This is a genomic window from Flavobacterium sp. (assembly GCF_039930565.1).
GTDB lineage: Bacteria > Bacteroidota > Bacteroidia > Flavobacteriales > Flavobacteriaceae > Flavobacterium.
In genome coordinates this window covers 1-24,181 of record NZ_JBDTTP010000064.1, presented here as the reverse complement: position 1 = coordinate 24,181, position 24,181 = coordinate 1, and the positions used below count along the sequence as shown (strand labels likewise).

27 protein-coding genes are annotated in these 24,181 nt (G+C 32.0%); 11 read left to right on the top strand and 16 right to left on the bottom strand.

Going from position 1 to position 24,181, the window contains the following annotated elements:
• Positions 1-91 precede the first annotated feature (91 nt).
• Positions 92-883: a serine O-acetyltransferase EpsC gene (epsC, locus tag ABI657_RS14710; protein WP_348098025.1), complete on the bottom strand. Its 792-nt coding sequence runs from the start codon at positions 881-883 to the stop codon at positions 92-94.
• Between the two features lie 193 nt (positions 884-1,076).
• Between epsC and ABI657_RS14705 the strand changes: the two genes are divergently transcribed.
• Positions 1,077-1,778: a DUF1003 domain-containing protein gene (locus tag ABI657_RS14705; protein ID WP_348098024.1), complete on the top strand. Its 702-nt coding sequence runs from the start codon at positions 1,077-1,079 to the stop codon at positions 1,776-1,778.
• Positions 1,779-1,796: 18 nt separating this feature from the next.
• Here ABI657_RS14705 and ABI657_RS14700 read toward each other — a convergent pair whose 3' ends face one another.
• Complete coding sequence (locus tag ABI657_RS14700) at positions 1,797-2,078, bottom strand: DUF2752 domain-containing protein (protein WP_348098023.1); 282 nt, start codon at positions 2,076-2,078, stop codon at positions 1,797-1,799.
• 127 nt (positions 2,079-2,205) lie between these two features.
• Between ABI657_RS14700 and ABI657_RS14695 the strand changes: the two genes are divergently transcribed.
• Together ABI657_RS14695 and ABI657_RS14690 are read left to right on the top strand one after the other, a co-directional pair.
• Positions 2,206-2,367 carry a hypothetical protein gene (locus ABI657_RS14695; RefSeq protein ID WP_348098022.1) on the top strand — a complete coding sequence of 54 codons (162 nt, stop codon included), beginning with the start codon at positions 2,206-2,208 and terminating at the stop codon, positions 2,365-2,367.
• Positions 2,357-2,908 (top strand): Smr/MutS family protein, encoded by a 552-nt coding sequence (locus tag ABI657_RS14690; RefSeq protein ID WP_348098021.1) that lies wholly within the window; start codon positions 2,357-2,359, stop codon positions 2,906-2,908. The genes ABI657_RS14695 and ABI657_RS14690 overlap by 11 nt, the downstream gene beginning before the upstream one ends.
• Positions 2,909-3,036: 128 nt before the next feature.
• Here ABI657_RS14690 and ABI657_RS14685 read toward each other — a convergent pair whose 3' ends face one another.
• Positions 3,037-4,002 (bottom strand): hypothetical protein, encoded by a 966-nt coding sequence (locus ABI657_RS14685; protein ID WP_348098020.1) that lies wholly within the window; start codon positions 4,000-4,002, stop codon positions 3,037-3,039.
• Between the two features lie 86 nt (positions 4,003-4,088).
• Between ABI657_RS14685 and ABI657_RS14680 the strand changes: the two genes are divergently transcribed.
• A complete protein-coding gene (locus tag ABI657_RS14680; protein WP_348098019.1) occupies positions 4,089-5,213 on the top strand; it encodes a cysteine desulfurase family protein in 1,125 nt (374 codons plus the stop codon).
• 40 nt (positions 5,214-5,253) lie between these two features.
• On the opposite strand, the gene ABI657_RS14675 is transcribed toward ABI657_RS14680, so the two are convergent.
• The 3 genes from ABI657_RS14675 to ABI657_RS14665 all read right to left on the bottom strand — a co-directional run bounded on the left by ABI657_RS14675 (position 5,254) and on the right by ABI657_RS14665 (position 7,784).
• Entirely contained in the window at positions 5,254-5,820 is a 567-nt protein-coding gene (locus ABI657_RS14675; protein WP_348098018.1) for an L-threonylcarbamoyladenylate synthase, read from the bottom strand.
• A gap of 27 nt (positions 5,821-5,847) precedes the next feature.
• A complete protein-coding gene (locus ABI657_RS14670; protein WP_348098017.1) occupies positions 5,848-6,774 on the bottom strand; it encodes a glycosyltransferase family 2 protein in 927 nt (308 codons plus the stop codon).
• 86 nt (positions 6,775-6,860) lie between these two features.
• Entirely contained in the window at positions 6,861-7,784 is a 924-nt protein-coding gene (locus ABI657_RS14665; RefSeq protein WP_348098016.1) for a glycosyltransferase family 2 protein, read from the bottom strand.
• 587 nt (positions 7,785-8,371) lie between these two features.
• On the opposite strand from ABI657_RS14665, the gene ABI657_RS14660 reads away from it, so the two are divergent.
• On the top strand, positions 8,372-9,079 hold the full coding sequence (locus ABI657_RS14660; protein ID WP_348098015.1) for a polysaccharide deacetylase family protein: 708 nt from the start codon (positions 8,372-8,374) through the stop codon (positions 9,077-9,079).
• On the opposite strand, the gene ABI657_RS14655 is transcribed toward ABI657_RS14660, so the two are convergent.
• Positions 9,071-9,808, bottom strand: a complete 738-nt coding sequence (locus ABI657_RS14655) for a glycosyltransferase family 2 protein (protein WP_348098014.1) — start codon at positions 9,806-9,808, stop codon at positions 9,071-9,073. The two genes, ABI657_RS14660 and ABI657_RS14655, sit on opposite strands and share 9 nt — an antisense overlap.
• Before the next feature lie 54 nt (positions 9,809-9,862).
• On the opposite strand from ABI657_RS14655, the gene ABI657_RS14650 reads away from it, so the two are divergent.
• Positions 9,863-10,693, top strand: a complete 831-nt coding sequence (locus tag ABI657_RS14650; RefSeq protein ID WP_348098013.1) for a glycosyltransferase family 2 protein — start codon at positions 9,863-9,865, stop codon at positions 10,691-10,693.
• Between the two features lie 219 nt (positions 10,694-10,912).
• Here ABI657_RS14650 and ABI657_RS14645 read toward each other — a convergent pair whose 3' ends face one another.
• The 8 genes from ABI657_RS14645 to ABI657_RS14610 all read right to left on the bottom strand — a co-directional run bounded on the left by ABI657_RS14645 (position 10,913) and on the right by ABI657_RS14610 (position 18,569).
• Complete coding sequence (locus ABI657_RS14645) at positions 10,913-11,560, bottom strand: hypothetical protein (RefSeq protein ID WP_348098012.1); 648 nt, start codon at positions 11,558-11,560, stop codon at positions 10,913-10,915.
• 278 nt (positions 11,561-11,838) lie between these two features.
• Positions 11,839-12,138, bottom strand: a complete 300-nt coding sequence (locus ABI657_RS14640) for a DUF1905 domain-containing protein (protein WP_348098011.1) — start codon at positions 12,136-12,138, stop codon at positions 11,839-11,841.
• A gap of 297 nt (positions 12,139-12,435) precedes the next feature.
• Positions 12,436-13,629, bottom strand: coding sequence for a hypothetical protein (locus ABI657_RS14635; protein ID WP_348098010.1), 1,194 nt, complete (start codon positions 13,627-13,629; stop codon positions 12,436-12,438).
• Between the two features lie 205 nt (positions 13,630-13,834).
• A complete protein-coding gene (locus tag ABI657_RS14630) occupies positions 13,835-14,659 on the bottom strand; it encodes a hypothetical protein (protein ID WP_348098009.1) in 825 nt (274 codons plus the stop codon).
• Positions 14,660-14,945: 286 nt separating this feature from the next.
• Positions 14,946-15,863 (bottom strand): hypothetical protein, encoded by a 918-nt coding sequence (locus ABI657_RS14625; RefSeq protein WP_348098008.1) that lies wholly within the window; start codon positions 15,861-15,863, stop codon positions 14,946-14,948.
• Between the two features lie 192 nt (positions 15,864-16,055).
• Positions 16,056-16,817, bottom strand: a complete 762-nt coding sequence (locus tag ABI657_RS14620) for a DUF6615 family protein (RefSeq protein ID WP_348098007.1) — start codon at positions 16,815-16,817, stop codon at positions 16,056-16,058.
• 159 nt (positions 16,818-16,976) lie between these two features.
• Positions 16,977-17,393, bottom strand: coding sequence for a hypothetical protein (locus tag ABI657_RS14615; RefSeq protein ID WP_348098006.1), 417 nt, complete (start codon positions 17,391-17,393; stop codon positions 16,977-16,979).
• Positions 17,394-17,507: 114 nt separating this feature from the next.
• The gene (locus ABI657_RS14610) at positions 17,508-18,569 is read right to left on the bottom strand and encodes a glycosyltransferase family 9 protein (RefSeq protein ID WP_348098005.1); all 1,062 of its coding nucleotides are present in this window, start codon (positions 18,567-18,569) and stop codon (positions 17,508-17,510) included.
• A 63-nt stretch (positions 18,570-18,632) separates the two neighbouring features.
• Between ABI657_RS14610 and ABI657_RS14605 the strand changes: the two genes are divergently transcribed.
• Positions 18,633-19,391, top strand: a complete 759-nt coding sequence (locus ABI657_RS14605; RefSeq protein WP_348098004.1) for a lipopolysaccharide kinase InaA family protein — start codon at positions 18,633-18,635, stop codon at positions 19,389-19,391.
• 94 nt (positions 19,392-19,485) lie between these two features.
• Here ABI657_RS14605 and ABI657_RS14600 read toward each other — a convergent pair whose 3' ends face one another.
• Entirely contained in the window at positions 19,486-20,301 is an 816-nt protein-coding gene (locus tag ABI657_RS14600) for a 2,3,4,5-tetrahydropyridine-2,6-dicarboxylate N-succinyltransferase (protein ID WP_348098003.1), read from the bottom strand.
• 251 nt (positions 20,302-20,552) lie between these two features.
• On the opposite strand from ABI657_RS14600, the gene ABI657_RS14595 reads away from it, so the two are divergent.
• From ABI657_RS14595 to ABI657_RS14580, 4 genes are all read left to right on the top strand, one after another.
• A complete protein-coding gene (locus ABI657_RS14595) occupies positions 20,553-21,176 on the top strand; it encodes a PAS domain-containing protein (RefSeq protein WP_348098002.1) in 624 nt (207 codons plus the stop codon).
• 146 nt (positions 21,177-21,322) lie between these two features.
• Positions 21,323-22,057 carry a class I SAM-dependent methyltransferase gene (locus tag ABI657_RS14590; RefSeq protein ID WP_348098001.1) on the top strand — a complete coding sequence of 245 codons (735 nt, stop codon included), beginning with the start codon at positions 21,323-21,325 and terminating at the stop codon, positions 22,055-22,057.
• 23 nt (positions 22,058-22,080) lie between these two features.
• The gene (ruvX, locus tag ABI657_RS14585) at positions 22,081-22,497 is read left to right on the top strand and encodes a Holliday junction resolvase RuvX (protein WP_348098000.1); all 417 of its coding nucleotides are present in this window, start codon (positions 22,081-22,083) and stop codon (positions 22,495-22,497) included.
• A 125-nt stretch (positions 22,498-22,622) separates the two neighbouring features.
• On the top strand, positions 22,623-24,116 hold the full coding sequence (locus tag ABI657_RS14580; RefSeq protein WP_348097999.1) for a malate:quinone oxidoreductase: 1,494 nt from the start codon (positions 22,623-22,625) through the stop codon (positions 24,114-24,116).
• Positions 24,117-24,181: the final 65 nt, after the last annotated feature.

The following is a 24,181-nucleotide window of genomic DNA, read 5'->3' as shown; positions in this document are numbered from 1 at the left end:
TAAAAGTTTTACGTTTTTATTTTTAACCAAATTGACAGTTTCCATCAATGGAGTATTTCCAATTAGGTTTAGCAATTTCTTTGGACCCATTTTATTTTATTTCTTTTATTTTTACTTCAGTTGTAGTGGTATTCATGACAATAGAACCAGCAGGTATAGATTTGGTAACCCAGGCATTTCCGCCTATAATGCTATTTTTACCAATAATAGTTTGCCCACCCAAAATAGTTGCATTAGCATAAATGCATACATTTTTTTCTACTGTTGGATGACGTTTTGCATTTTTCATTTCCTTACTAACACTTAAAGCACCTAATGTAACTCCCTGATAAATTTTTACATATTTTTCAATAACAGTAGTTTCGCCTATAACGATTCCGGTCGCATGATCGATAAAAAAAGGAGATGCTATAGTAGCTCCTGCATGAATATCTGTTCCGGTAATTCGATGTGCATATTCGCTCATTAATCTTGAAAACAATAATAAATCAAGTTTATATAATTCGTGGCTTAACCTGTAAATAGCTATAGCGTAAAAACCGGGATATCCCAAATAAACTTCATCAATGCTGTTTGATGCCGGGTCGTTTTCTAATATATATTCAGCATCCTGATTCAGTTTTTCTAATACTTCAGGCAATTTTTCAAGATAGCGTTCCCAAATAGATTCGCATAAGTTTTCAGGTTTTTTGCAGGCCAAAACTGCAATTTCCTTGAAACGAATTTCAAGTTCATTGATGCTTTCATCCAAAGGTGCATTAGAATCAAAAAGCGTGTAAAAAAGCTTCTCGGTAAAATCCTCAGTTTTAGTCTTGATTCCGTAATTTATATTTGAATGGCTTTTTAGGGCTTTTATATTTTGTATGATGAGATCTTTTGACACAATTATAAAATTGAATGGATAATTTGAAACGCTAAAAGTAAGGTGTTTTTTGTAAATATAGGCAGGAATTAACTAAAGAAATTTTCATTTAGAAATTCTATTTGTGATAAATAAAAGAAATTTTGGAGGCAATAATTTATAAAATGGTTAAGAACTTAAATGTGTAAATTAGCCAGTAAAATATATTTGAAAAATGAAAAATAATTCAACTTTTAAAAGTGCTATTTCTGATCTTCTTTTTCCTGTAAGTGAGAAAATTTCAGGAAAATCTATTCACAACCCAATTTTAGGACTAATAGTTAAAGAGCATCCCTCGTTTTGTGAAAGCGATTTTATAGCCATTTCAGAATTAAATATTTACCGACAGCAATATATATCTAATTATTTGTCTACAGAGATTGGAGCACTTTCTGATATGGAAAAAAATGTTATCTCATCGTTAAAACAAGATAAATCAATAGTGAGCATTGTTGAAGATGAAGAAGAAAAAAGAAGTTTCGGCCAGAGGATAGCAGATAATGTTGCAGATTTTGGCGGAAGCTGGACTTTTATTATTTCATTTCTGCTTTTTATCGTCCTCTGGATTGCCGCTAATGTTTACATTTTGTTGAATAAGGGCTTTGATCCCTATCCGTTTATTTTATTGAATCTGATTCTGTCATGCGTTGCTGCATTGCAGGCTCCGGTAATTATGATGAGTCAAAATCGTCAGGAAGAAAAAGACAGAAACCGGGCCAAAAAAGATTATATGATTAACCTGAAATCAGAATTAGAAATTAGAATGATTCACGATAAAATTGATCATTTAATTATGCACCAGCAACAGGAATTAATCGAAATTCAGAAAGTTCAAATCGAGATGATGAATGATATTCTGGATCAGATTAAGAAGTAATCTGTTTAAATACAAACACTAATAAAAGTGTTTGTAATAATAACCGCCAATCATAAATATCCCATTTGCGATTCCAGAAATCCAAAGCGCTTTTTTGTGATTTGTGGATTTATCATAAAAGTATAAAGCTGTAAATCCTAGAAATAAAAGTGCAGAATAAATTGCCGGATACATCTTAAAAGCACCTATGAAATGCCCTTGTAAAAGTAAGAAAAAAGCGCGTTGAAAACCGCATCCTAAACACTCGAATCCGAACAGTGTTTTGAATAAACACGGCAGCATATAGTTTTCTAAATCCACAGTTTTTGTTTTTACAATTTTACGAAAAATATTTTGATATGATCCCTATAGTTGATATCAGTTGTTATAAGTTCATTACTTTTGAAGTCTGAAAGAAAAAAATATGAAAGCTTTTAAAATTTTAATAATGATTCTCGCCATATCAATTGCATTTTATCAACAGGTGTCAGGAGAAAAAAACACCTATATAATGGTAATTGCAATTGTGATTTTTATGTATGGAATGATGCAGCTAAGTGCAAAAACACCAAGTAAAAATAAAGATAAAGAAGAAGAGGATGCTGAATAAAGGAGATAAGGTTTCGGTTTTGGATGAAGCCATAAACGGAACAGTAATTGCAGTTAAAGACAAAGAGATTTTGATTGAAACTGAAGACGGATTCACGATGACATTTTTTGTCAATGAATTGATTAAAATTCACGATTCCAGTAATTTAATGAATTCTATTAAAAGAATTAATATAGATGAGGTTTCTAAAGAAAAAGAAGAGCCCAGATCCAGAAGTTTTGTAAAAGAAAAGAAAGACAAGCGTGAAATTGCAGCTCCTGAATTCGATTTGCATATAGAAAAACTGGTTCCAAATAAACGTGGAATGTCAAATTATGATATCCTTACATTACAGACTGAAACAGCAAAAAGGCACATTGAATTTGCGATCAGAAACCGCATTCCAAAAATTGTTTTTATTCACGGGGTTGGCGAAGGAATTCTAAAAGCAGAACTCGACTTTTTATTAGGCCGTTATGATGGGATCGATTTTCAGGATGCCAATTATCAAAAATATGGTTTGGGCGCAACCGAAGTTTATTTTAGACAGAATAACAAATAAACGTATCTGTTACTTAAAATCATTAATTTTATACATAAAAATAAGCGTCTGTTTTTTTACCGTTTCTAAATTGAAAACAGTGAAAAAAAAGACGCTTATTTTGTAAGAATATTTGTTTGCTAAATATCTTATGGAGTAGTAATGAGCTCCCAGGATTTAAAATTATTACCTAATAAGAAACTGACATTTCCCTTAACAAGTTTTACATTCTTAAATGTAATTATGTGTTTAAAATTGTTAGCAAGAGTTGAGGTTTCAACTGATATAGTACCACTTTCTGCAATCCAGGTTTCCCTTACAGTTGGAGTTGTTGGAGGAGTAGTTTTACAAAAATAATCATCAGTAACTGTCCCGTTGCTATATACTTTAAAAGTAACTTTATTGATAGTAGGCGTTATATTCTGAACTCTTGGAGTATTCGGTTCAGTTGGTATATTAACTATTAAATTCGGATCCAGATTATCTATCGTGAATGATTCAGAGCCACTAAAATTATATACCTGTTTTGAGGTAAGACATTGCGAAGCAGAGTCATCAAAAATTAAAATTAATGTTTCTGTGTCCTCCAATTCTGTTTTAAAATCACCAAAGGTAAACGAAGGTCCAACTTGGGTTCCTGAAGGTTTAGAATAGGTTACGTTCTCTAAAAGAATGTTATGTGTATAGCCAGATATTCTAGTGCTGTTATTTGTTGTATTTGTCTCGTAATTTGCTGTTGTGGTAATTATGATTTTACCTCCAACTGCAGACCATTCATTAGTTATATTTGGGCTTACAGGTTTTATAGGATTACAAATATTATCAGATGTAATGGGGCCATCATATGCTCTGTAAACTAATCTAATAGAAGTATCGTCAATATTAAATTCCTGAGGATCTCCATCTCCTGTAATTTCGTTTTTAAGCACTTCGTCAGGTAATTGCAACAATAAACTTTCCTGACCTTTTAACTTATATATTAGTTCATAATCTTCCGTTCCTGGGCAGCTTACTGCTGTAATAGTGCCAAAATCAAAAGTTTCAATTGTTAAATCACCATCATCACAACCATTTAGTAAGAGGGTAATTAATAACAGGCAGGTATATTTTTTCATCATTTATATATTTGCTTCAAAAATAGTGAAAAATTTCGCAAATGTTATTTAAGAATAGACAATTGATATTTCATAACTTTGCGTCAATGAAAAAAGTATATTTAGATAACGCTTCTACAACTGCTATTCGCCCTGAAGTGATAGAGGAAATGATTAGGGTTATGACAGTAGATTTTGGCAATCCATCTTCTACACACAGTTCTGGACGAAATGCTAAAACCATTTTGGAGCTTTCCAGAAAGAGTATTGCCAAACATTTAAATTGTTCCGCACAGGAAATTATTTTCGCTTCCGGTGGAACTGAAGCCAATAACTGGATTCTTCGTTCTGCTGTAAAAGATTTAAAAATCGAGCGGATTATTACCACAAGAATTGAACATCATGCCGTTTTGCATCCGGTTTTAGTACTGCAGTCAGAATATAATATTCAGGTTGATTATGTTACTGTAAATAATGATGGAAGCATTGATTTGACTCATTTATCCAATTTATTGTCAGACGAAAAAAAAACATTAGTTAGTCTGATGCATGTAAATAATGAAACAGGAGCTATTTTGGATTTTGATAGGGTAAGTGTTATCTGTAAACAATACGATACCTTATTTCATTCGGATACTGTTCAGTCTGTTGGTAAAACTGAAATTGATCTGCAAAAAACATCAGTCGATTTTATTGTGGCAAGTGCCCATAAATTTCACGGACCCAAAGGAGTTGGTTTCGCTTTTATCCGAAAAAATTCCGGTTTGCAGCCTTTAATTTTTGGGGGAGAGCAGGAAAAAGGACTTCGTGCAGGAACTGAAGCTGTGCATCAAATAGCGGGAATGTCAAAAGCCTTGTCAATTTCATATGAAAATCTAAATGAAGAGAGAGAATATATAACGGATTTAAAACTATATCTCATAAATCAGCTGGAAACGCATTTTCCGGACTTTAGAATCAATGGTAAGAAGGAAGATTTTTACAATCTTCTGAATATAATTTTGCCTTTCTCATCAGATAAAACGTCAATGTTATTGTTTAATTTGGATATGAAAGGAATTGCAGTTTCCAGAGGAAGTGCGTGCCAGTCCGGAAGTATTAAGCCTTCTCATGTTTTGAAAGAAATGCTTTCAGAGAACGATTTGAAGTTGCCAAATCTCAGAATTTCCCTGAGTCATTATAACACAAAAGAAGATATTGACTTACTGATTGTGAGTTTAAAAATGATTTAAATTTTTCAAAGTAAAAGCTAATCAAATTAACAATTGGTAATTACTTACGTATTACTTTTACCTGAGAATCATTTGTCAGTTTTATAATGGTTGAAGGCTTTCCGGCAACCTTATCCTGATTTAGTTTTACCACATAATCAACTCCTTTGATTATTTCAGGATTGATATCCTTAAAAGCAATCGGAGTTGGCTGTCCTGAGATATTAGCGGAGGTTGAAACTAATGGCTTTTTCATTCTTTCCAGTAATTTAAAGCAAAAAGGTTCTTTTACCAAACGTATCCCAAGAGAGTTATCTTCTGCAATAATATTGGGTGCTACATTTCGTGGCTGGTCTAAAATTAAAGTAGTTGGTTTTTCAGATAAATCTAAAATTTGCCAGGCAACTTCCGGAATGTTTTTAAAGACATTGTACATCATTTTTTCACCATTCATCAATACAATCATACTTTTTGTTTCTGCACGTTGTTTAAGCTGGTATATTTTGGCAACAGCTTCCGGATTGGTAGCGTCACAGCCAATTCCCCAAACAGTATCTGTTGGGTAAAGGATAATGCCTCCTTGTTGTATTACTTCGAATGCGTTGATTATTTCCTGATTAATGTCCATTTTATTTTTTATAAGATGCAAAGATATTTAATGTTTGCTTTTTTTAAAACTTGCAACTAATAACCTAACTAAAACATAAGGTATGACGAAAAGTGTATAAATTATTTTTTGAACCGGTGATAATATCTGAAAAATTCCCCTAATGGTTTTATAGTAAAACTTGCCTAAGATTGATTTGAATGTATAGGCCAAAGAATTCTCAATTTGATGCCTAAATCCTTTATGGTTTCGTTGATCAAAAAAACATTTATTAATGTCCGATCTGTTTTTTAATAATTTAGATGTATTTAGCCAACCATCAGTCACATCTTTCTGATTATAAGATTGTTCTCCGATAACTGCTGTAACAATTCTTTTTTTTGCGATATATATGTTTTTATTTAACGAATAAAATGAAAGTAAAAATGGCATATGTGGGTACATATTACCAATATTATTATATCCACTAATTATAAAGGGAATAAAAGCTTCTTTTTTAAAAATGCTGTTAGGCAGAAACGAAGATGCTTTAAAATAGGGGTAACCTTCACTGTATAATTTTTTAACTAATTCGTTTCTTCCTCCAAAAGACCAAACATAATCTGCATGCGCTCCCATATTTATCAACTCTGCCTTTTCATTAATTATACAATCAATAACATCATCACAATAAGAGAAATCATAATTATCGTCGTCACAAACTATCCAAATGTAATCTAAATCAACGATTTCTATCGCCCTCATTATGTTGGCATTGGCTCCAATATTGAGTTTATTGGTTATTACTTTTAAATTTAAAAATTTATTGATAAATGAATTGGAAATTTGAATAGTATCATCTGTAGAGCAGTTATTAAGTATGGTTATTTTGCAATCTTTAAATGGTGAATTTAAAAATTGGTTTAAAGTGTTTTCTAATAATTTCGATCTATTGTATGTAATTAATACTATTTCTAATTTATTTTCTATTTTCATTATTTATTTATTAAAATTAAATCTGCCGGTTAAAATGATCCTGTCAAGTTTATTACCCTACATACTTTTTTAACTTCATAGTAAAATTATGATTTTACTAGTTTTTGTTTGGTTTTAAGGGATTTTGACAATGGGGCTCCAGTTAACAGTAATATAAATAAAGGCCAATTTTTGGGTTTGAAAATACTGCTGAAAAAGTATTTCAGGATTAAAAACATCAATACAACCTTATGCCCAAAATACCCAGAATGTTTTCGGATTACATATAACAATGAGATTTTTAATTCGGCTTTAATTAAAATACTTTTTGGTGTACTTGCTCCATGATAATGGATGTATTTAGCATCTGGAATCAGATAAGATGATTTTCCATTTTTTTGAAGACGCATTGATAAATCCGTTTCTTCATAATAGAGGAAAATGTTAGTGTCAAAACCGCCAACATCATTAAAATCTTTAGATCTTATAAACATAAAACTGCCCTGAACATAATTCACTTTTAACGGATTTACATATTCTGATTTCCTTTTTGGATATTTTTTTGAATTAATTTTTTCCAAAAAGTCCCTGCCCAAAAGTTCTCTTGTAATTGATGTAAAATGATCAAAAGCAACCATTTTTTTAGTGTTTTCTTTGAATGACTGACCACCAACAATACTAATGTTGTCGTCTTTTTCGATAGCCGCTTTTAAAATAGACAAACAATCGTTTAAAAATAAGGTGTCATTATTTACAAAAGCAACATATTTTGCATTAGCATAATGATAACCGGCCATGTTTCCTGCTCCAAATCCTGTGTTGATTTTATTTCTTACTAGTTTAAGATTCTCATAAGGATGGGTGTCGCAAAATTGTTTTAACGAAAAATAATCTTCTTCTTCAGAGCAATTATCAACAACAATTATTTGTAAATTTAGGGAAGGATCTGTTTTTTCTAAAATGCTTATAATGCATTCCCGGGTTAAAACATTCGAATTATAATTTATAATTATAGCTGCAATTTCAAACATTTAGATGTATTTAATATTTTTATTCTACTTTTCGATATAATGACCAAAGGTGCAAATAACGTTTAAATAAGGCAAAGTGTGCAAATAAGTCAAAATAAAACTTTTTTTGCGATCTAAAAAAACAAATCTAAACAGATATTGTTTTATAAAGCATAATTTGAGTAAAAAAGGTTATGCATTTGGGCTTTTGTTTGCTTGATTTATAATTTATTAAAACGTTAACTTCATACCTAATACGACAGGCTTTATTCCATTTTTCGATACTTTAACCATAAAAATAAATATTTTTTAAAAGTCGCAAAAGCTTGAATGTAAGAGATGATAAACCCTTGTTTGCCTTTTAGTATTTGGAGTTTAAAAAAATAATTTTTGATAAAATTTCCAAAAGGAATTGCGATTAAATGAAAGTAATTTGGTCTGATTCTCTTGTCATACAATATGTTAGCAAGCTCTTTTGCTTCTAATGTTAAATGCGAATTGTATTCGTCAAACCCAATACTATTTTTTGAAAACAAATTATTTTCCTGCATAAAGAAGTTTATGAAGTGCAAATGTAATAATTTTACGTTTAAATGCAATTTAAAGAGATGACACGTTTACCTATATTAATGTACCATAATGTTTCTGATGATAAGAACAGTAACGGGCTTACTATTTTTACTGAAAAATTAGAAGAACAGTTTCGTTATTTGAATCTAAAAGGATATACAACATACCATTTTTCAGAGTTGGAAAACAAAACAATAATTGATTCAAAAAGTATAGTGATTACTTTTGATGATGTCACTGAAAATCAGTTGATTTATGCTGTTCCTCTACTTCAGAAATACAATTTGAAGGCTACTTTTTTCATTCCGTTTGGTTATATTGGAAATGTCGATTTATGGAACTCAGGAAAGGAGAAAATTATGACTGTTCAGCAGTTAAAATCATTAGATAACAGCATAGAGTTGGGTTTGCATTCTTTCGAACATAAAAGATATGCAGCTTTAACAAAAGATGAAATGGATGCCGATTTTTCTAAATGTTTTGAAATTATTAAGCAAAATGACCTGAAAGTGTATAATGCTTTAGCTTATCCGTATGGAAATTATCCTAAAAAAGAACCTCATAAATCAATATTTAAGACTGTTCTACAACAGAATAATATAAAGGCAGGATTAAGAATTGGGAACAGAATCAACAAATTTCCTTTTAAGAATCCGTATGAAATTCAACGAATCGATATAAAAGGAGAATATAGTATGATAAAGTTTAAATTGAAATTACGTTTCGGAAAGCTAAAATTATTTTAATCCCTTTTCGATTAAAATAATTTTAGCATACCTCGAAAATACCCCATAAGCATTCACGGTGGCAAGAGCCAAACCCGGAACTCCATCCATAAACCCTCCTTTTAAAATATAAGAAGAGAAAAAGCGATAAAAAGGTTTGAAAATCAACTGAAAATAACCTGCTTTTTTTCCTTTTTTTACAGCAGTATTGGCCTGAAACCAGGCATAAGAATCCTTTTTTTGCAATAAATGAAAAAGACCTTTATACGTATAATGAATCATAAAGTTTTTCAAAGTCCCTGTACTTCCTTGGAACAGGAGTTTTTCATGGACATCTCCTGAGAAAGAAATAGAATCATTTTTTACCAAACGCACTACTTTATCCACTTTATGGTATAAAAAACGATTCATGTAAAAATGTGGAAATTGTAACTTATATCCCTTGTGTTTTCCGTTTTCAATAACCGATAAGATTTCAATTTTCAGCTTTTGCGAAACACGCTCATCAGCATCAATAAATAGAACCCAATCTCCTGTGGCTTCAGCAATAGCATGGTTTTTTTGGCTGGAGAAATTATCAAACTTCCTGTCCAGTACTTTACATCCTAATTCGATTGCTTTTTCTTTGGTCCCATCAGAGCTATATGAATCAATTACAATAATTTCATCAGCAAATTCAATTGATTTTATGGCATCTTCTATATAATCAATTTCGTTGTAAGTAGGAATTATTACGCTTAATCTGGTCATTTTTTTATTTTAGGAAAAACAAAATTAACAATTTTGGATTATCTTTGCAGGATTATGCAAAAGAATATTTCCGTTATAATTAGTACGTATAATTCTGTTGAATGGCTTAAAAAAGTCATTTGGGGATACAACACACAAACCTATCGTAATTTCGAAATGGTTATTGCCGATGATGGTTCACGACAGGAGACTTTCGACTTAATTGAAGAATTAAAAAAGGAAGTTTTTTATCCAATTATTCACGTTTGGCACGAAGACAATGGTTTTCAGAAATCCCAGATTTTAAACAAAGCCATATTAGCCTGCACGACAGACTACATAATGATGTCCGATGGTGATTGTATTCCGCGTCCTGATTTTGTTGAGCAGCATATTAAATTCAGGGAAGAAGGTTATTTCCTTTCCGGTGGTTATCATAAATTACCTTTGGAACTTTCCCAAAATATTACAAAAGAAGATATTTACTCCGGAAAATGTTTTGATGTTTCCTGGCTAAAGAAAAACGGAATGAAAGCCTCTTTTAAAAATAATAAAGTAAGCGCAACGGGTTTAAAAAGTGCTCTTTTAAACTTTTTAACACCAACAACTCCAAGCTGGAACGGACACAATGCTTCAGGATGGAAAAAAGATATTCTGGCTATTAATGGTTTTGACCAGCGGATGCAATATGGAGGCCAGGACAGGGAATTAGGAGAACGATTGGTGAATTACGGGATAAAGGCGAAACAAATACGATACAGTACTACTTGCCTGCATCTCGATCATCCTCGTGGTTATGCGACTCCGGAATCCATCAATAAAAATAAAAACATCCGAAAAGAAACTAAATCTCAAAAGAAAAAATGGACTGATTTTGGAATAGAAAAGAAGAAAGCAACTTTGTAAGGTTGCTTTGTTTAAGTCTTTCTTTTTTTTGGCATGACCTAAAGTTCCTTTGTCGTTCCTCCTTGCAACTTTGGGTCGGGCTTTTCGTTCCCGCTTTTTTTGAGGCAGAAAAAGCCTCAAAAAAGAGCTTCACTGCAATCCCTCATGCGTCATAAACTTTCTTCGGAAAAAAGAACGCTCAACTTACCGAAATCTCGCCAAACGGCTTATGTGACGTAATTATATTAGTTCAACAACTGCTCCTTTAATAAAATCATTTGCAGTATATATTTCAGAATAATTTTCCATAGAGCCAATTCCAAACTTCAAGGGTAAATCCTTTTCAGTTTTTGCTACAATTCTATGTTCTTTCTGATAACTCAATAAATGAGATTTAGCAAATAGAGTTATTTTATGATTGAGTTTACTATAATCATAATATGTTACCAAATTATGAGAATAGCAAATATTTTGTTCATCGAGTTCGCTAAAAATCCCTTCCAAAAATCCCATTACATCTTTGATTATTAAGCAATGAGAACCAAAAATTTGCATTCTCGGGTCAATTCTATGAGTGCTTTTCCTTCTAACTAATTGGTCTGAAATCGCATATGTAGAATAAATATTTCCAATATGTTCATTTGGAGTTTGCCAAAGTTGCATTTTAATTGGATTTATAGTTATTGGATTATTTGGGAATTTTAATGTCAATTTACTTTCTGTCGGATTAATAATTTTTGCGCTACCTTCATATTTGTCCCCAATATCTTTTTTATCAAGATTTTTGAAAGTTTTGATTGTATTCATAAAAATCTCTCCTTTTTCAAAGAGGTTTTTAATGTTTTCTTCGCTTCCAAATTTGATTAAATATTTAACTGATGTTGTCATTTTTTCGATTATGTCACATAACGTCAGTCTGTGAATAAACTCAAAATGAGTCTCTGAGAATCGGCTGTATGAAATTTTTCTCCGACAGGTATCCGAATAGATTCTCTTTTTGACTTAGTTTTTTCACAGCCTGACGTTCTGGCGCTACAAGCGGTTTGCGGGTTTTGAAACTGAGTATTTTCGGCTTCACGAAAATAGGATTAAAAAACGATAATTCCACTAAATTCGCAAATCGCTTGTAACGGCTGTTAGCGCTAGTTGTAATTCTCCAGAAACATTTACAGCCAAATTATTACATCTATTTCCATTTCTGCATCAATGTTTTCTCTTTTCCGTATTTCTGCTTTCAACGGTAACAAATATGTGTTTTTTTTAGTGTCAAACCATATTGCGGTTTTCCAATCACTTTTTCCAATTCTGGCTGCCGCTTTCAATCTTCCCCAACCTTCTTCTTCCGATTTAAAAGTATTTCTGATTTCTTGAGCCATTTCTGTTGGAAGCGAAACAAAATACCAACCACCAGGCGAAGAGTGTTGCCATGCTTTTTCAGTAAACTCGTATTTTATTTTGCCGTTCAATTCAGTTAGATTTTCATTATTACCACAGTCGTAAACAATTAGCGCTAACGTCAGTCTGTGAATAAACTCAAAAAGACCTCCTGAGAATCGGCTTTATGAAATTTTTCTCCGACAGAGGTATCCGAATATCTTCTCTTTTTGACTTAGTTTTTTCACAGCCCAACGTTTCGGGGCTTTGCGTTCGGGCGGGAAATCGAAGCACAAAAGCTGATTTTATTACTAAAGTTTAATTGAAAAACTGCTGTTGAATTTTGCACTTTAGCCCGCCTGACGCAAAACTCTTGTTGTACGATGTTCTTATTCTGTCTTTGGAAATCTTGAGGCAGTAACTTTCGGAATGACAATTACATAATCAAACCCCTTTATTATTCTTGACAACTTAATATCTTTTACTTTTACTTTTCCGTTTTCTAAGGCAGTTCTAAGGGGAAGCATATCGAAACAATGCCATTGCTCCGTGGTAACATTGTTAAATATAGGCTGTAATAATTTGGAGCTGGCACTGTTTTCGTCAACTATCTCATCTGGAAAACCTTTAAAAGGTGATGATAGTGTGCCAGATTTCCCTAAAATCATTATATGTAAGGATTTTTTGAACTTGCTATCTGCTATATTATTTATTAAATTACCAAGATCATATATTTCCAATAAACTTTCACCCTTTGCCATATGGTTAGCTCCAAATTTGAATAGATTTTTCTTATTTTCCCATTCAGAATACACTTTCATTAAATTATTTTTCATCAATTGAATTCGTAAATGATGACTGTTTTCATCTTTATAAATTTTTGCCGTTAATTTAAGCGCTGCGACTTTTTCCTTTTCCTCTTGGCTTAATTTAAGCTGTTGAAGAGCTGAAATTTCATTTTCAAACTCATCAGTTTTCATATAAAATGGCTTGCTTTGGTCTTTCAAAAAGTCTGCAAAATATGCTTTTGATTTCCGCTCAATATTCTCATAAATTTTCTTTGCTTTATCATTCTTGGTTTTCTGTTTTAATTCATTACAGATTAGCCTGTCTGCTACCAATAATATTTGGTCAGTTCCATAAATAGAAGTTTTTGATTTTACTAATTGCTTAAGAAGTTGAAATTCGGGATCAAAAGAATAAAAAGAAAAAACATCTCCAAAGTCGTTTACATAATTTCTCAATTGTATCTCGGAAAGATTTTGGATTTTAGATTCTATAAGTTTTGCCGAATATGGGTCTATTTCACAAAAGAAATTATCAAATTTAACTTTGTTGGCTATTGCTGAAAAGAAAAAGGGGATTTCATTTGAAAAATGGTCTTCACCAATTAATACAAAATCCGATTTTTGTATTCGATTAACTAATGTATCCCATCCGTTTCCTCTAAAAGATTTTTTATCTACCGAAAATGTCGTAAAGTTTTCCTTAGTAATTTTAGTTACCAACGAGTCTTGGGAAAAGACGATTGAAGGCACTGAGAGTAAAATCATTAATAATGGAATTAAGCGAATTGATTTCATATTTTCTTCTTATGTTGGTTGATTGTATGTTAAATGTTATAATACACATAGCGTTTGTTAATATCGTACAACGTTTCGCGGCTAAGCGTGGTTGCTGGTAAAAGCGAGCTGGGTTTTCTCTGCCAAGATAAAACTTTCTTCGTGAAAATGAAATTTCCGGTAACCGAAAATCAGCAATCTCGTCTTAGCCGCTGTTGGTGGCAGTTTATTTATTATACAAGTTCAAATGCATATCACTATTCACTTTGATTCCTCTGTAAAGTGCTGATTTCCATTTAGCTTTTTTTACAAAATTAATCGCTTCTTTTTCAAAATATCTTGCAAAATCTAGGTCTCCAGCAATTTTAAAATCACTCTCGACTTTAATTCGTCCAACTGTTCCATTTCTGTAAATAACAAAGGTAACTTCTGTGTTAGCCTTTTCTTTTTTAATTTGTTCTTTACTCAATTTTGGATAATTTAGCTCAATCATGAAATCACTTTCAGGTTTTTCTAAAAACTCTTCATAACTTTTCGCATTTACATATCTTGAAGTTGTTTCGCAATCAAAAAAACTGAAGATAAAGTTTGGATTTTTTTCAACGAATTGTTTGTCTGCAATATTTCTCAAAGAATCAATAAACTTTTCTCCAAATTTTTTCTCTATTGCTAAATTCATCAGTTTTGCATAGCAATTCCATTTAAAACCTTTTGGTGGACGAGAACAAGACATTGAAACTTTGTTCAATTTTATTGAATACTTAGATAGCAATTCGTTCATTTCTTTGTTGCTAATGTCATAAACACCAATGCCATAAATAAAAGTATAAGTTAACTTACCTTGTTTTATATCTTTTTCAGCTCTCTGTTCTTCAAAATCACAAGTTGTATCAATTACTTTTATTTTTTTTGATTTAGTTTTATAATATTCATCTTCGTTGTAAACAATTACAGAATCATTTTCTATTTTTTCCCTTTTCAATTCTTGTTTTTTGTTGCAAGAAATTAAAAGTGTAAAGAATATTAGAAATATTATTTTCAAACTTTTCATATTGTCTATTTTTGCGCAATTTCGGGTTAAATTGCCACCAACGTCAGTCTGTGAATAAACTCAAAAAGACCTCCTGAGAATCGGCTGTATGAAATTTTTCTCCGACAGGTATCCGAATAGATTCTCTTTTTGACTTAGTTTTTTCACAGCCTGACGTTCTGGCGCTACAAGCGGTTTGCGGGTTTTGAAACTGAGTATTTTCGGCTAACCGAAAATAGGATTAAAAAACGCTAATTCCACTAAATCCGCAAATCGCATGTAACGGCTTAGCGAATCGTTGCTATATTTATTCAAGTTTTAACTCTAAAGTTTTTGGATTATCAATATTTTGCCATTTGAATCCATAATAGTCGAATGGATCCATTCGCGGAGTTGGTTTCTGATATGCTACTCTAATTTCTTTTACAATAATTCTTTCAGAATTGCTTTCCAGAATTTTAAAGGTACGAAGTTGTGAGATACCAAAATGTAATTTTGCGTGTTCAGGTTTATATATAATATTGAAACTTTCTCTATTACATTCTATACTTGGATAAAGCATTCCGTGAATTTCATAATATACTCCTTCATCTGGTTCGTAAAGTGTAGTCATCATACTTTTAGTAACAGCTATACTTAACCTATATAAATCTTCAGTTTCAGGCGTAATCTTTTTATGAAATAAGTCATCTAAAATTTCGTCCAATTCTAATTCTTCTAAATCTTTTTCAATATCGTCTCCAAGTATATGTTCTAATTGTGGAATTTTGGAGAGTGATTTTAGACCAACAAATTTCACTCGAGCTCCTTTATATTTTTCAGGTTCTAATGGTTTAAACAATGCTATGGTGACAAATTCTCCTTTTTCCGGTCTTACCTCGATAATTGCGGTAAATATTTCAGTTGAGCAGTAAAGTAGACTCTCGTGTATATCATTGCATCGACCACGTTTTAGGCATAAATCTATTGGTGGATTCCAAAATTGCGACTCACAAGTGAACTTTGTGATTTCAGATTTTTTTTCTGTACCCTCCAAAATGTTATGTTTGCGCGCTCTGTAAAATCCATTAATTGTAAAATTTGGAATTAATTGTGTTATATGTTTTGTTTGAGATGTAATTAAAGAACGAACCCAATTATTTATTTGATTTTGTTGAATGTGCTTATAATGAGCTAATAGATGATTGTATTCTCTTTCAAAATTCTTTTTTCTTTCAGTATTCATACTTGATTCTTCTCAATTAGAAGTTATTCTTTTTGTTCGGGAATTCTTCAATGTTCGCTAACGTTTGGTCGCTTGGCGATGTGGCGGACTAAGGAAGCCTAATCTTTCGGTTAATGACTAATTTTCCAAGTACAAAACCATCTTCAAATTAAGCCTAATCCCGCCATATTGCCAAACGACGGTTAGCACTCGTTACTGTTTCCTATTGTCAATTAACAATATCCCGTCTACATTATTTAAAATTCTAAACTCTTTTTGGAAATCATAATCTAATTTTGCTTCACTTTGTGTTTTAAGTCCTAGTAGCGAAGAAATATAATTAGGAAATTCATTGGTTATTCCACTTGTGTTATCTCCATTTTGCGCAGGATAATATAAGTTTAAGAAGTCTAAAAATGTTTCGTGACTTGAAGATTCATATAGAGAACAACAAAACCAGCAAGAAAAAGGTGTAGATTTTGAAATCAGATGTGCTGAGTCTATTGCTCTTTTAGGAACTGAAAAAATATCATTATGAATTATGTTAGCATCGGCTAAATAAATACCTTCATTAATAACATTCTTCCTGCATTGACTTGTGTGATTTTCATTGTTATAGAAAGCATAGAGTGGGCGAAATCCACCTCTGCTTGCGTCTTTGATCAATTTGTCGATTTGTAATCCATATTTGTTTGAGTGAGCAATGCCAGGATATAAATCTTTTCTAGCTCGTAATCTTTTTGCTTGAACTCGAGCCTTAAAATAGATTGTATCTGTTAGAATCCATAATTCAAAATCGGCTCCAGTAAATTTTCCTTCTTGATGTCTATTAAATTGCAAATATTGTATTCGCCCATCTAATTGACTAGCCCGATATAATCCCCAATCTGTTATAGATTCTTCACCAACTTCATTTTGTCTGGAGATCCAGTGAAAAACTTCCGATGCGCAAGTTTTGATTGATTGACAAATCATAAATTTTATATTTAATGGTTGTTGGTTTTTCGTAATGAGTGCTAACGTCTTGGCGCTACAAGAGGTTTGCGGGTTTTGAAAACGTATATTTTCGGCTTAACGAAAATATGATTAAAAAACGGTAATTCCACTAAATCCGCAAATCGCTTGTAACGGCTGTTAGTGGCTGGCTTTTAATTTTAGTACTGTATTCACACTATTAATCAATCCGATTGATGCTTTTCCAGTTTCCATTTGGAAATCATATTCTTCACCAAACATATCAACGATTCTGAATATCGACAATTCGGGTTTGTTTATTTGTTTTTTAAAATCTCCATAAACTACATCGTCAATTTCGTCAAAGTTTATGAAAAATATTTTTTCATTATCCTTTTCGATTATGCGACGAGTTGTGACAATGGTTTTCACTTTCAAACTGTTTATTTCAAAAATTGGCAATTCATTTTCTTCAAGAACAAATTCATCGGATTTATTTTCGATACAAACTTTCGAATAAATCCAGCTTTCAGGATTCATTGCTTTACGAGTAATCGCCGCAATAGTTATTTCTTTTATCGAATTGTCTGTTTTCATTCTTTAAGCGATATTTTCTGTAAGCTTGCCACTAACTAGTTTATTCATGCCATAAAATGACTTTTACCATCTTAATTTAGTTCGCTTTGTGCCATAAAATACAGTTTTTAAAAATCACAAATTATCCTTCAAAAACTTATCCAGCTCAGGAATTATCATTTCAGGCGTTAATTGCTTGTATAATTCATCCGGATTTTTTTCTATTTTTTTGCGTTCCTCAAAAGTAAAGCTGTCGAATAAATTGGGTTTCATTTCCAGCAAATGAACTGAATGATGGAATTTTCCTTCTTCAAAACTGGCCCAATGATCTTTGTTTACATATGGGGAAAATATAGTAAAGGTAGGCTTGTTTAGCGCTTTGGCAATGTGTACCGTTCCGCCTTCATTAGAAACCAAAAGTGCAGATTGATTCATTAATTTAATAAAATCACGAATGCTTTTGGCATAAATATCCAAAATGATACTGGATTTATTTTGGCACATTTCATAAATTTTCTGTGCTTCTTCTTTTTGATAAGGGGCATAATTAAAAAGGATATTCACATCATAGTTAGAAGCAATAAAATCAACTATTTGGGCAACGTATTCATAAGGCATCGATTTTTGCGGAGTGCTTCCTAAAACACCCAAAACGATAACTTTTTTATCAGCATATTTGCCTAGCCAGTCTTCCTTTTTTTCTTCTTCGGTTAAAAATATTTTAGGTTCGTAATCAATAGGCTCAAAATTGCCAGCCTGGCTTAATAAATGAATTCTATCCTCAATTGCTTTTCCGCAAATCTTGGTTTTTTCTTTAGAAATGGTTACCGGATGTGTATAATAACCCCAATTGCCGAGTTTTTTTCGGCTTTTATGGCCAATAGTTTGTTTGGCTTTAGAGAATTTACAAATCAGTTTACTTTGTGTTTTGGAGTAGGGATCAAAAATAATATCGTATCTCTCTTTTCTGATTTGCTTAATCAATTTAAATAAAACAGGAAGTTTCTTTAATTCCTTGTCATTGATAGAAATAATTTTATCAATATTGGGATTGTTCAAAATTACACCATGAGTAAAATCGTAAGCCATAAAATGAACTTCGCTATCTGGATATTTTGCTTTAAAATTATTAGCAATCACCGAACTGATTAAAACATCACCAATACGCTTATTTTGTATGATTAAAACTTTCTTCATAAAACTATTTCTTGCCGCAAAGTACTATTTTTTATACTTTTAAACCAAATAAAATAATTCATCGTGAAAATTATCCACCATCCTAAATATAAAAATCAGGAAAATTCTATTCTTCAATTGGTTACTGTTTTTTTTACTGATGGAGAATTGATTGTTAAGGGTGCCCGAAATATTATAAAATCTAATTTTCTTGGAAGTGGAAAAGTAAACATTAAATTTTTTCAGAAACCGGGATGGTTTAAATCAATTATATATTCTTTTTTTCGAAGTACCAAAGCCAAACGTTCTTTTGATTATGCCAATTATTTGATTGATCATGCCATTTTAACCCCTTTTCCAATTGCTTATATTGAAAGCAGAAGCGGATTGGGACTTTTGAAAGACAGTTATTACATCTGTCAACAAATCGATTATGATTTTACAATCCGTGAACTGATTCACGATCCATTATTTCCTGAACGTAATATGATTTTAGAACAATTTGCTGCCTTTACTTTTAAAATGCACGAAGCGAAAGTTAATTTTCTGGATCATTCTCCAGGAAATACTTTGGTGGTAAAAAAGGACACAGGAAAATACGAGTTCTATTTGATCGATTTGAACCGAATGAATTTCAAAAACTTATCTATTGAAGAACGAATGGATAATTTTAAGAAAATGTGGTTGTCTAAAACGATGGTAAAAGTGATAGCAAAGACGTATGCCAAATTAAGTAATGAGCCTGAAGAAAAATTACACGCTATTCTTCTTGAAAAAACAACTCAATTTAAAAGAAAAATTACCAGGAAGAAATACCTGAAAAGAAAAATAGGTAAAATATAGATTTCAATCCTAAGATTATTATAAAATAAAATTCCAAATTCCAATCGACTTGTCAATTGAAATTTGGAATTTTTATTTTAAGGAATTTGATTTTTTATACCGCTACGTCATATTCGCGTAAAGCATTATTCAATGATGTTTTCAAATCAGTTGAAGGCTTACGGGTTCCAATGATTAAGGCACATGGAACCTGGAATTCACCTGCAGCGAATTTTTTAGTATAACTTCCCGGAATAACAACTGAACGTGCAGGAACAAAACCTTTCATTTCAACCGGAGTTTCTCCGGTAACGTCAATGATTTTAGTAGAAGCAGTCAAGCAGACGTTTGCTCCAAGAACCGCTTCTTTACCTACGTGAACGCCTTCGACAACAATGCATCTTGATCCAACGAATACACCATCTTCAATAATTACCGGTGCAGCTTGCAAAGGCTCTAAAACACCACCAATTCCAACACCACCACTTAGGTGAACATCTTTACCAATTTGGGCACAACTGCCAACAGTTGCCCAGGTATCTACCATTGTTCCGGCATCAACATACGCACCAATGTTTACATAACTTGGCATCATAATTACACCACTGGAAATATAAGCACCATAACGGGCAGAAGCTCCTGGAACTACACGAACTCCTTTTTCAGCATAATCTCTTTTTAGCAACATTTTATCGTTGTACTCAAAGATACCAGCTTCTAATGTTTCCATTTTTTGAATAGGGAAATACATTACAACTGCTTTTTTTACCCATTCATTCACCTGCCATCCGTCGCCAATTGGTTCAGCAACACGAAGTTTTCCAGAATCTAATAATTCTATAACTTCCCTGATAGCATCAGTAGTAGTGGATTCTTGCAATAAAGCTCTGTTTTCCCAAGCTTGTTCAATTATAGTCTGTAAAGAATTCATATAGTTAAATTTTTGGCAAAGATAACGTATTTGTATAAAATCAAAAAGGCAAATCAATTTGAAAATGTTACATATTTAACTTTTTGTTTTTTAATTTACGAATTGATTTATCTGAAAAGCATATTCTGAACTTAATCTTTATTTTTTTCAAATGATAAATATCAGATTTTGAATTACAACTTCTGTTTAATTTCGCTTCATAATTAAGACTTTTCATTAATAAATATATAATTACAATTTACACTAATAATATGAATCAAGAAAATCAACTTCAAAACCGAGTTCCAATTATTGATAAAGAAGTTTCATGGGACAAAACTCAGGTTATCATGAGTAAAACCAATGCATTTGGAATTATAGAATATGCAAACGAAGTTTTTATAGATGTTTGCGGCTATGAAGATTATGAACTCATGGGGCAGCCACATAATATTATAAGACATCCCGATATGCCAAAAGTGATTTTTAAAGTGCTTTGGGAAAATCTTAAAAAAGGTAAAAACTTTCATGCAGTCGTAAAAAATCTGGCCAAGTCAGGAAGGTATTATTGGGTAATTACCGATTTTGAAATTGCAAAAGACGAAAATGGAGTTATAGTTAATTATTTTGGAAGAAGGCAAGCAGTTCCTCAGGAAGTCATCGCTTTACACATTGAGCCATTATATAAAAAATTATTGCAGATTGAAGCAGCAAGCGGAGTAGAATTCAGTGAAAAATATTTAATAGGATTTTTAGAAGAAAAGAACCGTAGTTATGTAGAATACATTAAGGAGTTAATTTATGAGTATGAAAAAACTCAATCGAAATCTTTGCAAAATGAAGAAATTGAGGAAGAAGACGAACGGAGTTTTTTTGGTCGTTTATTTAATAGATAAGTAATAGCTTTTTTTAGTTTTAATGTTGGAGGAAATCCGTTTCAAAATTTTTGAAGCGGATTTTATTGTTTCTGATTAAGTTAAGGAGAAAATTTTAGTAACGTGAAAAAATCCAGTATCTTTAATGTAATTGAATAATTGAATTTATGAAAGATAATTTTTCTAAACAGGCTGTTGATTATTCTAAATTTCGTCCTCAATATCCTGATGAAATGATTGAATATATCATTTCATTTGTCAATAATAAATTTACTGCGCTTGATGTTGCCACCGGAAACGGACAGGTAGCACATAAAATTTCGACTTATTTCAAAAATGTATTTGCAACAGATATCAGTCAAAAGCAACTGGATAATGCAATTAAGACTGATAATATAATTTACAGTAAGGAATCTGCCGAAAATACTGCTTTTGAAAATAAAAAATTTGATTTGATTACCGTTGCGCAGGCAGTTCATTGGTTTGATTTTGAACCATTTTATAAAGAAGTTTACAGAATATTAAAACCTGATGGGATTTTTGCAATAATGGGTTACGGATTATTTTCTACTAATTCGGATTCAGATACAATATTGCATCACTTTTATTATGATATCGTAGGGCCTTATTGGGATCCTGAAAGAAAATATCTGGATAAAAATTACAAAACAATTCCGTTTCCATTTGAAGAAATTCCAGAAAAGAAATTTGAAAATCAATTTACATGGACTTTTGAAGAACTTATTGGATATATTCAAACCTGGTCATCGGTACAGCATTATATTTCAAAAAATAATCAAAACCCAATAGACCTTATTTATGATGATTTAAAATCTTCATGGCTTAAAAATGATAAGAAAGTGACATTTCCATTGTTGCTGAGAATCGGAAAATTAAAATAGTTATCTTTGATAAAAATTATAAAATGCCAAGAATTCTCTCCATAGATTACGGACAAAAGCGCACAGGAATCGCAGTTACTGATGAAATGCAGATTATTGCTTCAGGATTAACAACTGTTCCTACCAGCACTTTAATTGATTTCCTCAAAGACTATTTTAATAAAGAAAAAGTGGAAGTGGTCTTAATTGGCGAACCCAAGCAAATGAATGGGCAGCCTTCAGAAAGCGCTTCAATCGTGAAAGGATTTGTAACACATTTTTCGAATATTTTTCCGGATATGAAAGTCGTGCGTGTCGATGAGCGTTTTACTTCAAAAATGGCATTTCAAACCATGATCGACAGCGGACTTAGCAAAAAACAGCGTCAGAACAAAGGGTTGATTGATGAAATTTCCGCAACGATTATGCTTCAGGACTATCTTTCTTCTAACCGTTTATAGGTTTTAGGCTTATAAATTTCACTTTATTTAGAAAAATTTATAATTATCTAACTTTTATCTTTACTGATTTAGTTTTTTTTTGAGATTATAAAAAGTACCTTTGCATTTTAAATAAAATTACTGTTATGCCTGACAAAACGATACGTTCAAATAGTGAAGTAGTACTTATAGGAGCTGGAATTATGAGTGCCACCCTGGGAGTAATTTTGAAAGAATTACAACCTGATATTACAATTGATATTTACGAAAGACTTGATATTGCTGCAGCCGAAAGTTCTGATGCATGGAATAATGCAGGAACAGGGCACTCTGCATTTTGTGAGTTGAATTATACACCTGAAAAAGCAGATGGAAGTGTAGATCCAAAAAAAGCAATCAGTATTGCCGAATCTTTTGAGGTTTCACGTCAGTTTTGGTCTTATTTGGTACAACAAAAAAAAGTGCCAACTCCTGATAATTTTATTAAAAGTGTTCCTCATATGAGTTTTGTATGGGGTGAGAAAAACGTACAATATCTTAAAACGCGTTTCGAAGCCTTACAAAAAAATCCATTATTTGCCGAAATGCTTTTTAGTACTGATTTCGAGCAGTTAAACCAATGGATGCCTCTTGTAATGGAAGGAAGAGAGCCAGCCGAAAAATTGGCAGCAACTTCAATGGCAATTGGTACCGACGTTAATTTTGGCGCTTTAACAAGAAGTATGTTTAATTATTTGGAAAAACTTGATGGAGTAAATTTATATTTTAACCATGAAGTAGATAAATTAAAACAACGGGACGATAAAACCTGGCGCATCAAGATTACAGATTTAGCAACAGGACAGAAGCGCAAAACATATACTAAATTTGTATTTATTGGTGCAGGAGGTGGTTCATTGCCATTACTGGAAAAAGCAAATGTTCCTGAAGGTGATGGTTATGGAGGTTTCCCTGTAAGCGGTCAATGGTTAAAATGTACAAATCCTGAAATAATAGCTAAACACCAGGCAAAAGTATATGGAAAAGCAAGCGTTGGAGCACCACCTATGTCGGTTCCGCATATTGATACACGGGTAATCGATGGTGAAAAAGCTTTGCTTTTTGGTCCTTTTGCAGGATTTTCAACTCGTTTTCTTAAAAATGGTTCTTATTTGGATTTACCATTGTCTATAAAAGCAAATAACCTCATTCCGATGTTGTCTGCAGGATTTCATAATATTCCATTGACAAAATATTTAATAGAGCAGGTAAGACAATCTCCAAAAGACAGGATTAAAGCTTTACGCGAATATTTGCCTACAGCAAGATCCAAAGACTGGATTTTGGAGCAAGCAGGACAACGTGTTCAGGTGATCAAAAAAGATGAAAAAGAAGGCGGGATTTTAGAATTTGGGACAGAAGTCATTAATACTCATGACGGAACACTGGCTGTTTTATTAGGTGCTTCTCCGGGAGCTTCTACTGCCGTTTCTATTATGATAGATTTAATTGGCAGATGTTTTGCTAATCAGTGCAAATCACCGGAATGGGAAGCTAAAATGAAAAATATGATTCCATCTTACGGCCAGACTTTAAACGATAAACCAGAGCTTTTGGCAGAAATAAGAAAACATACAGCAGAAGTTTTGCGGCTTAAATAAAAATAAATTTTACCCGTTGGGTGAAATTAATTGATTTGAATTTTGATATTATTAATTGGTCTGTC

Excerpts from the sequence above, each read along its gene's own strand:
- ABI657_RS14655 (WP_348098014.1), bottom strand. The coding sequence starts at position 9,808 with ATGACCAGATTAAGCGTAATAATTCCTACTTACAACGAAATTGATTAT.
- ABI657_RS14675 (WP_348098018.1), bottom strand. The coding sequence starts at position 5,820 with ATGGACATTAATCAGGAAATAATCAACGCATTCGAAGTAATACAACAA.
- ABI657_RS14615 (WP_348098006.1), bottom strand. The coding sequence starts at position 17,393 with ATGAAAACAGACAATTCGATAAAAGAAATAACTATTGCGGCGATTACT.
- ABI657_RS14665 (WP_348098016.1), bottom strand. The coding sequence starts at position 7,784 with ATGTTTGAAATTGCAGCTATAATTATAAATTATAATTCGAATGTTTTA.
- ABI657_RS14680 (WP_348098019.1), top strand. The coding sequence starts at position 4,089 with ATGAAAAAAGTATATTTAGATAACGCTTCTACAACTGCTATTCGCCCT.
- ABI657_RS14695 (WP_348098022.1), top strand. The coding sequence starts at position 2,206 with ATGATTCTCGCCATATCAATTGCATTTTATCAACAGGTGTCAGGAGAA.
- ABI657_RS14670 (WP_348098017.1), bottom strand. The coding sequence starts at position 6,774 with ATGAAAATAGAAAATAAATTAGAAATAGTATTAATTACATACAATAGA.
- ABI657_RS14685 (WP_348098020.1), bottom strand. The coding sequence starts at position 4,002 with ATGAAAAAATATACCTGCCTGTTATTAATTACCCTCTTACTAAATGGT.
- ABI657_RS14610 (WP_348098005.1), bottom strand. The coding sequence starts at position 18,569 with ATGAAGAAAGTTTTAATCATACAAAATAAGCGTATTGGTGATGTTTTA.
- ABI657_RS14635 (WP_348098010.1), bottom strand. The coding sequence starts at position 13,629 with ATGAAATCAATTCGCTTAATTCCATTATTAATGATTTTACTCTCAGTG.
- ABI657_RS14600 (WP_348098003.1), bottom strand. The coding sequence starts at position 20,301 with ATGAATTCTTTACAGACTATAATTGAACAAGCTTGGGAAAACAGAGCT.
- ABI657_RS14625 (WP_348098008.1), bottom strand. The coding sequence starts at position 15,863 with ATGAATACTGAAAGAAAAAAGAATTTTGAAAGAGAATACAATCATCTA.
- ruvX (WP_348098000.1), top strand. The coding sequence starts at position 22,081 with ATGCCAAGAATTCTCTCCATAGATTACGGACAAAAGCGCACAGGAATC.
- ABI657_RS14580 (WP_348097999.1), top strand. The coding sequence starts at position 22,623 with ATGCCTGACAAAACGATACGTTCAAATAGTGAAGTAGTACTTATAGGA.
- ABI657_RS14705 (WP_348098024.1), top strand. The coding sequence starts at position 1,077 with ATGAAAAATAATTCAACTTTTAAAAGTGCTATTTCTGATCTTCTTTTT.
- ABI657_RS14690 (WP_348098021.1), top strand. The coding sequence starts at position 2,357 with ATGCTGAATAAAGGAGATAAGGTTTCGGTTTTGGATGAAGCCATAAAC.
- ABI657_RS14590 (WP_348098001.1), top strand. The coding sequence starts at position 21,323 with ATGAAAGATAATTTTTCTAAACAGGCTGTTGATTATTCTAAATTTCGT.
- ABI657_RS14595 (WP_348098002.1), top strand. The coding sequence starts at position 20,553 with ATGAATCAAGAAAATCAACTTCAAAACCGAGTTCCAATTATTGATAAA.
- ABI657_RS14630 (WP_348098009.1), bottom strand. The coding sequence starts at position 14,659 with ATGAAAAGTTTGAAAATAATATTTCTAATATTCTTTACACTTTTAATT.
- ABI657_RS14650 (WP_348098013.1), top strand. The coding sequence starts at position 9,863 with ATGCAAAAGAATATTTCCGTTATAATTAGTACGTATAATTCTGTTGAA.
- ABI657_RS14645 (WP_348098012.1), bottom strand. The coding sequence starts at position 11,560 with ATGACAACATCAGTTAAATATTTAATCAAATTTGGAAGCGAAGAAAAC.
- ABI657_RS14620 (WP_348098007.1), bottom strand. The coding sequence starts at position 16,817 with ATGATTTGTCAATCAATCAAAACTTGCGCATCGGAAGTTTTTCACTGG.
- ABI657_RS14660 (WP_348098015.1), top strand. The coding sequence starts at position 8,372 with ATGACACGTTTACCTATATTAATGTACCATAATGTTTCTGATGATAAG.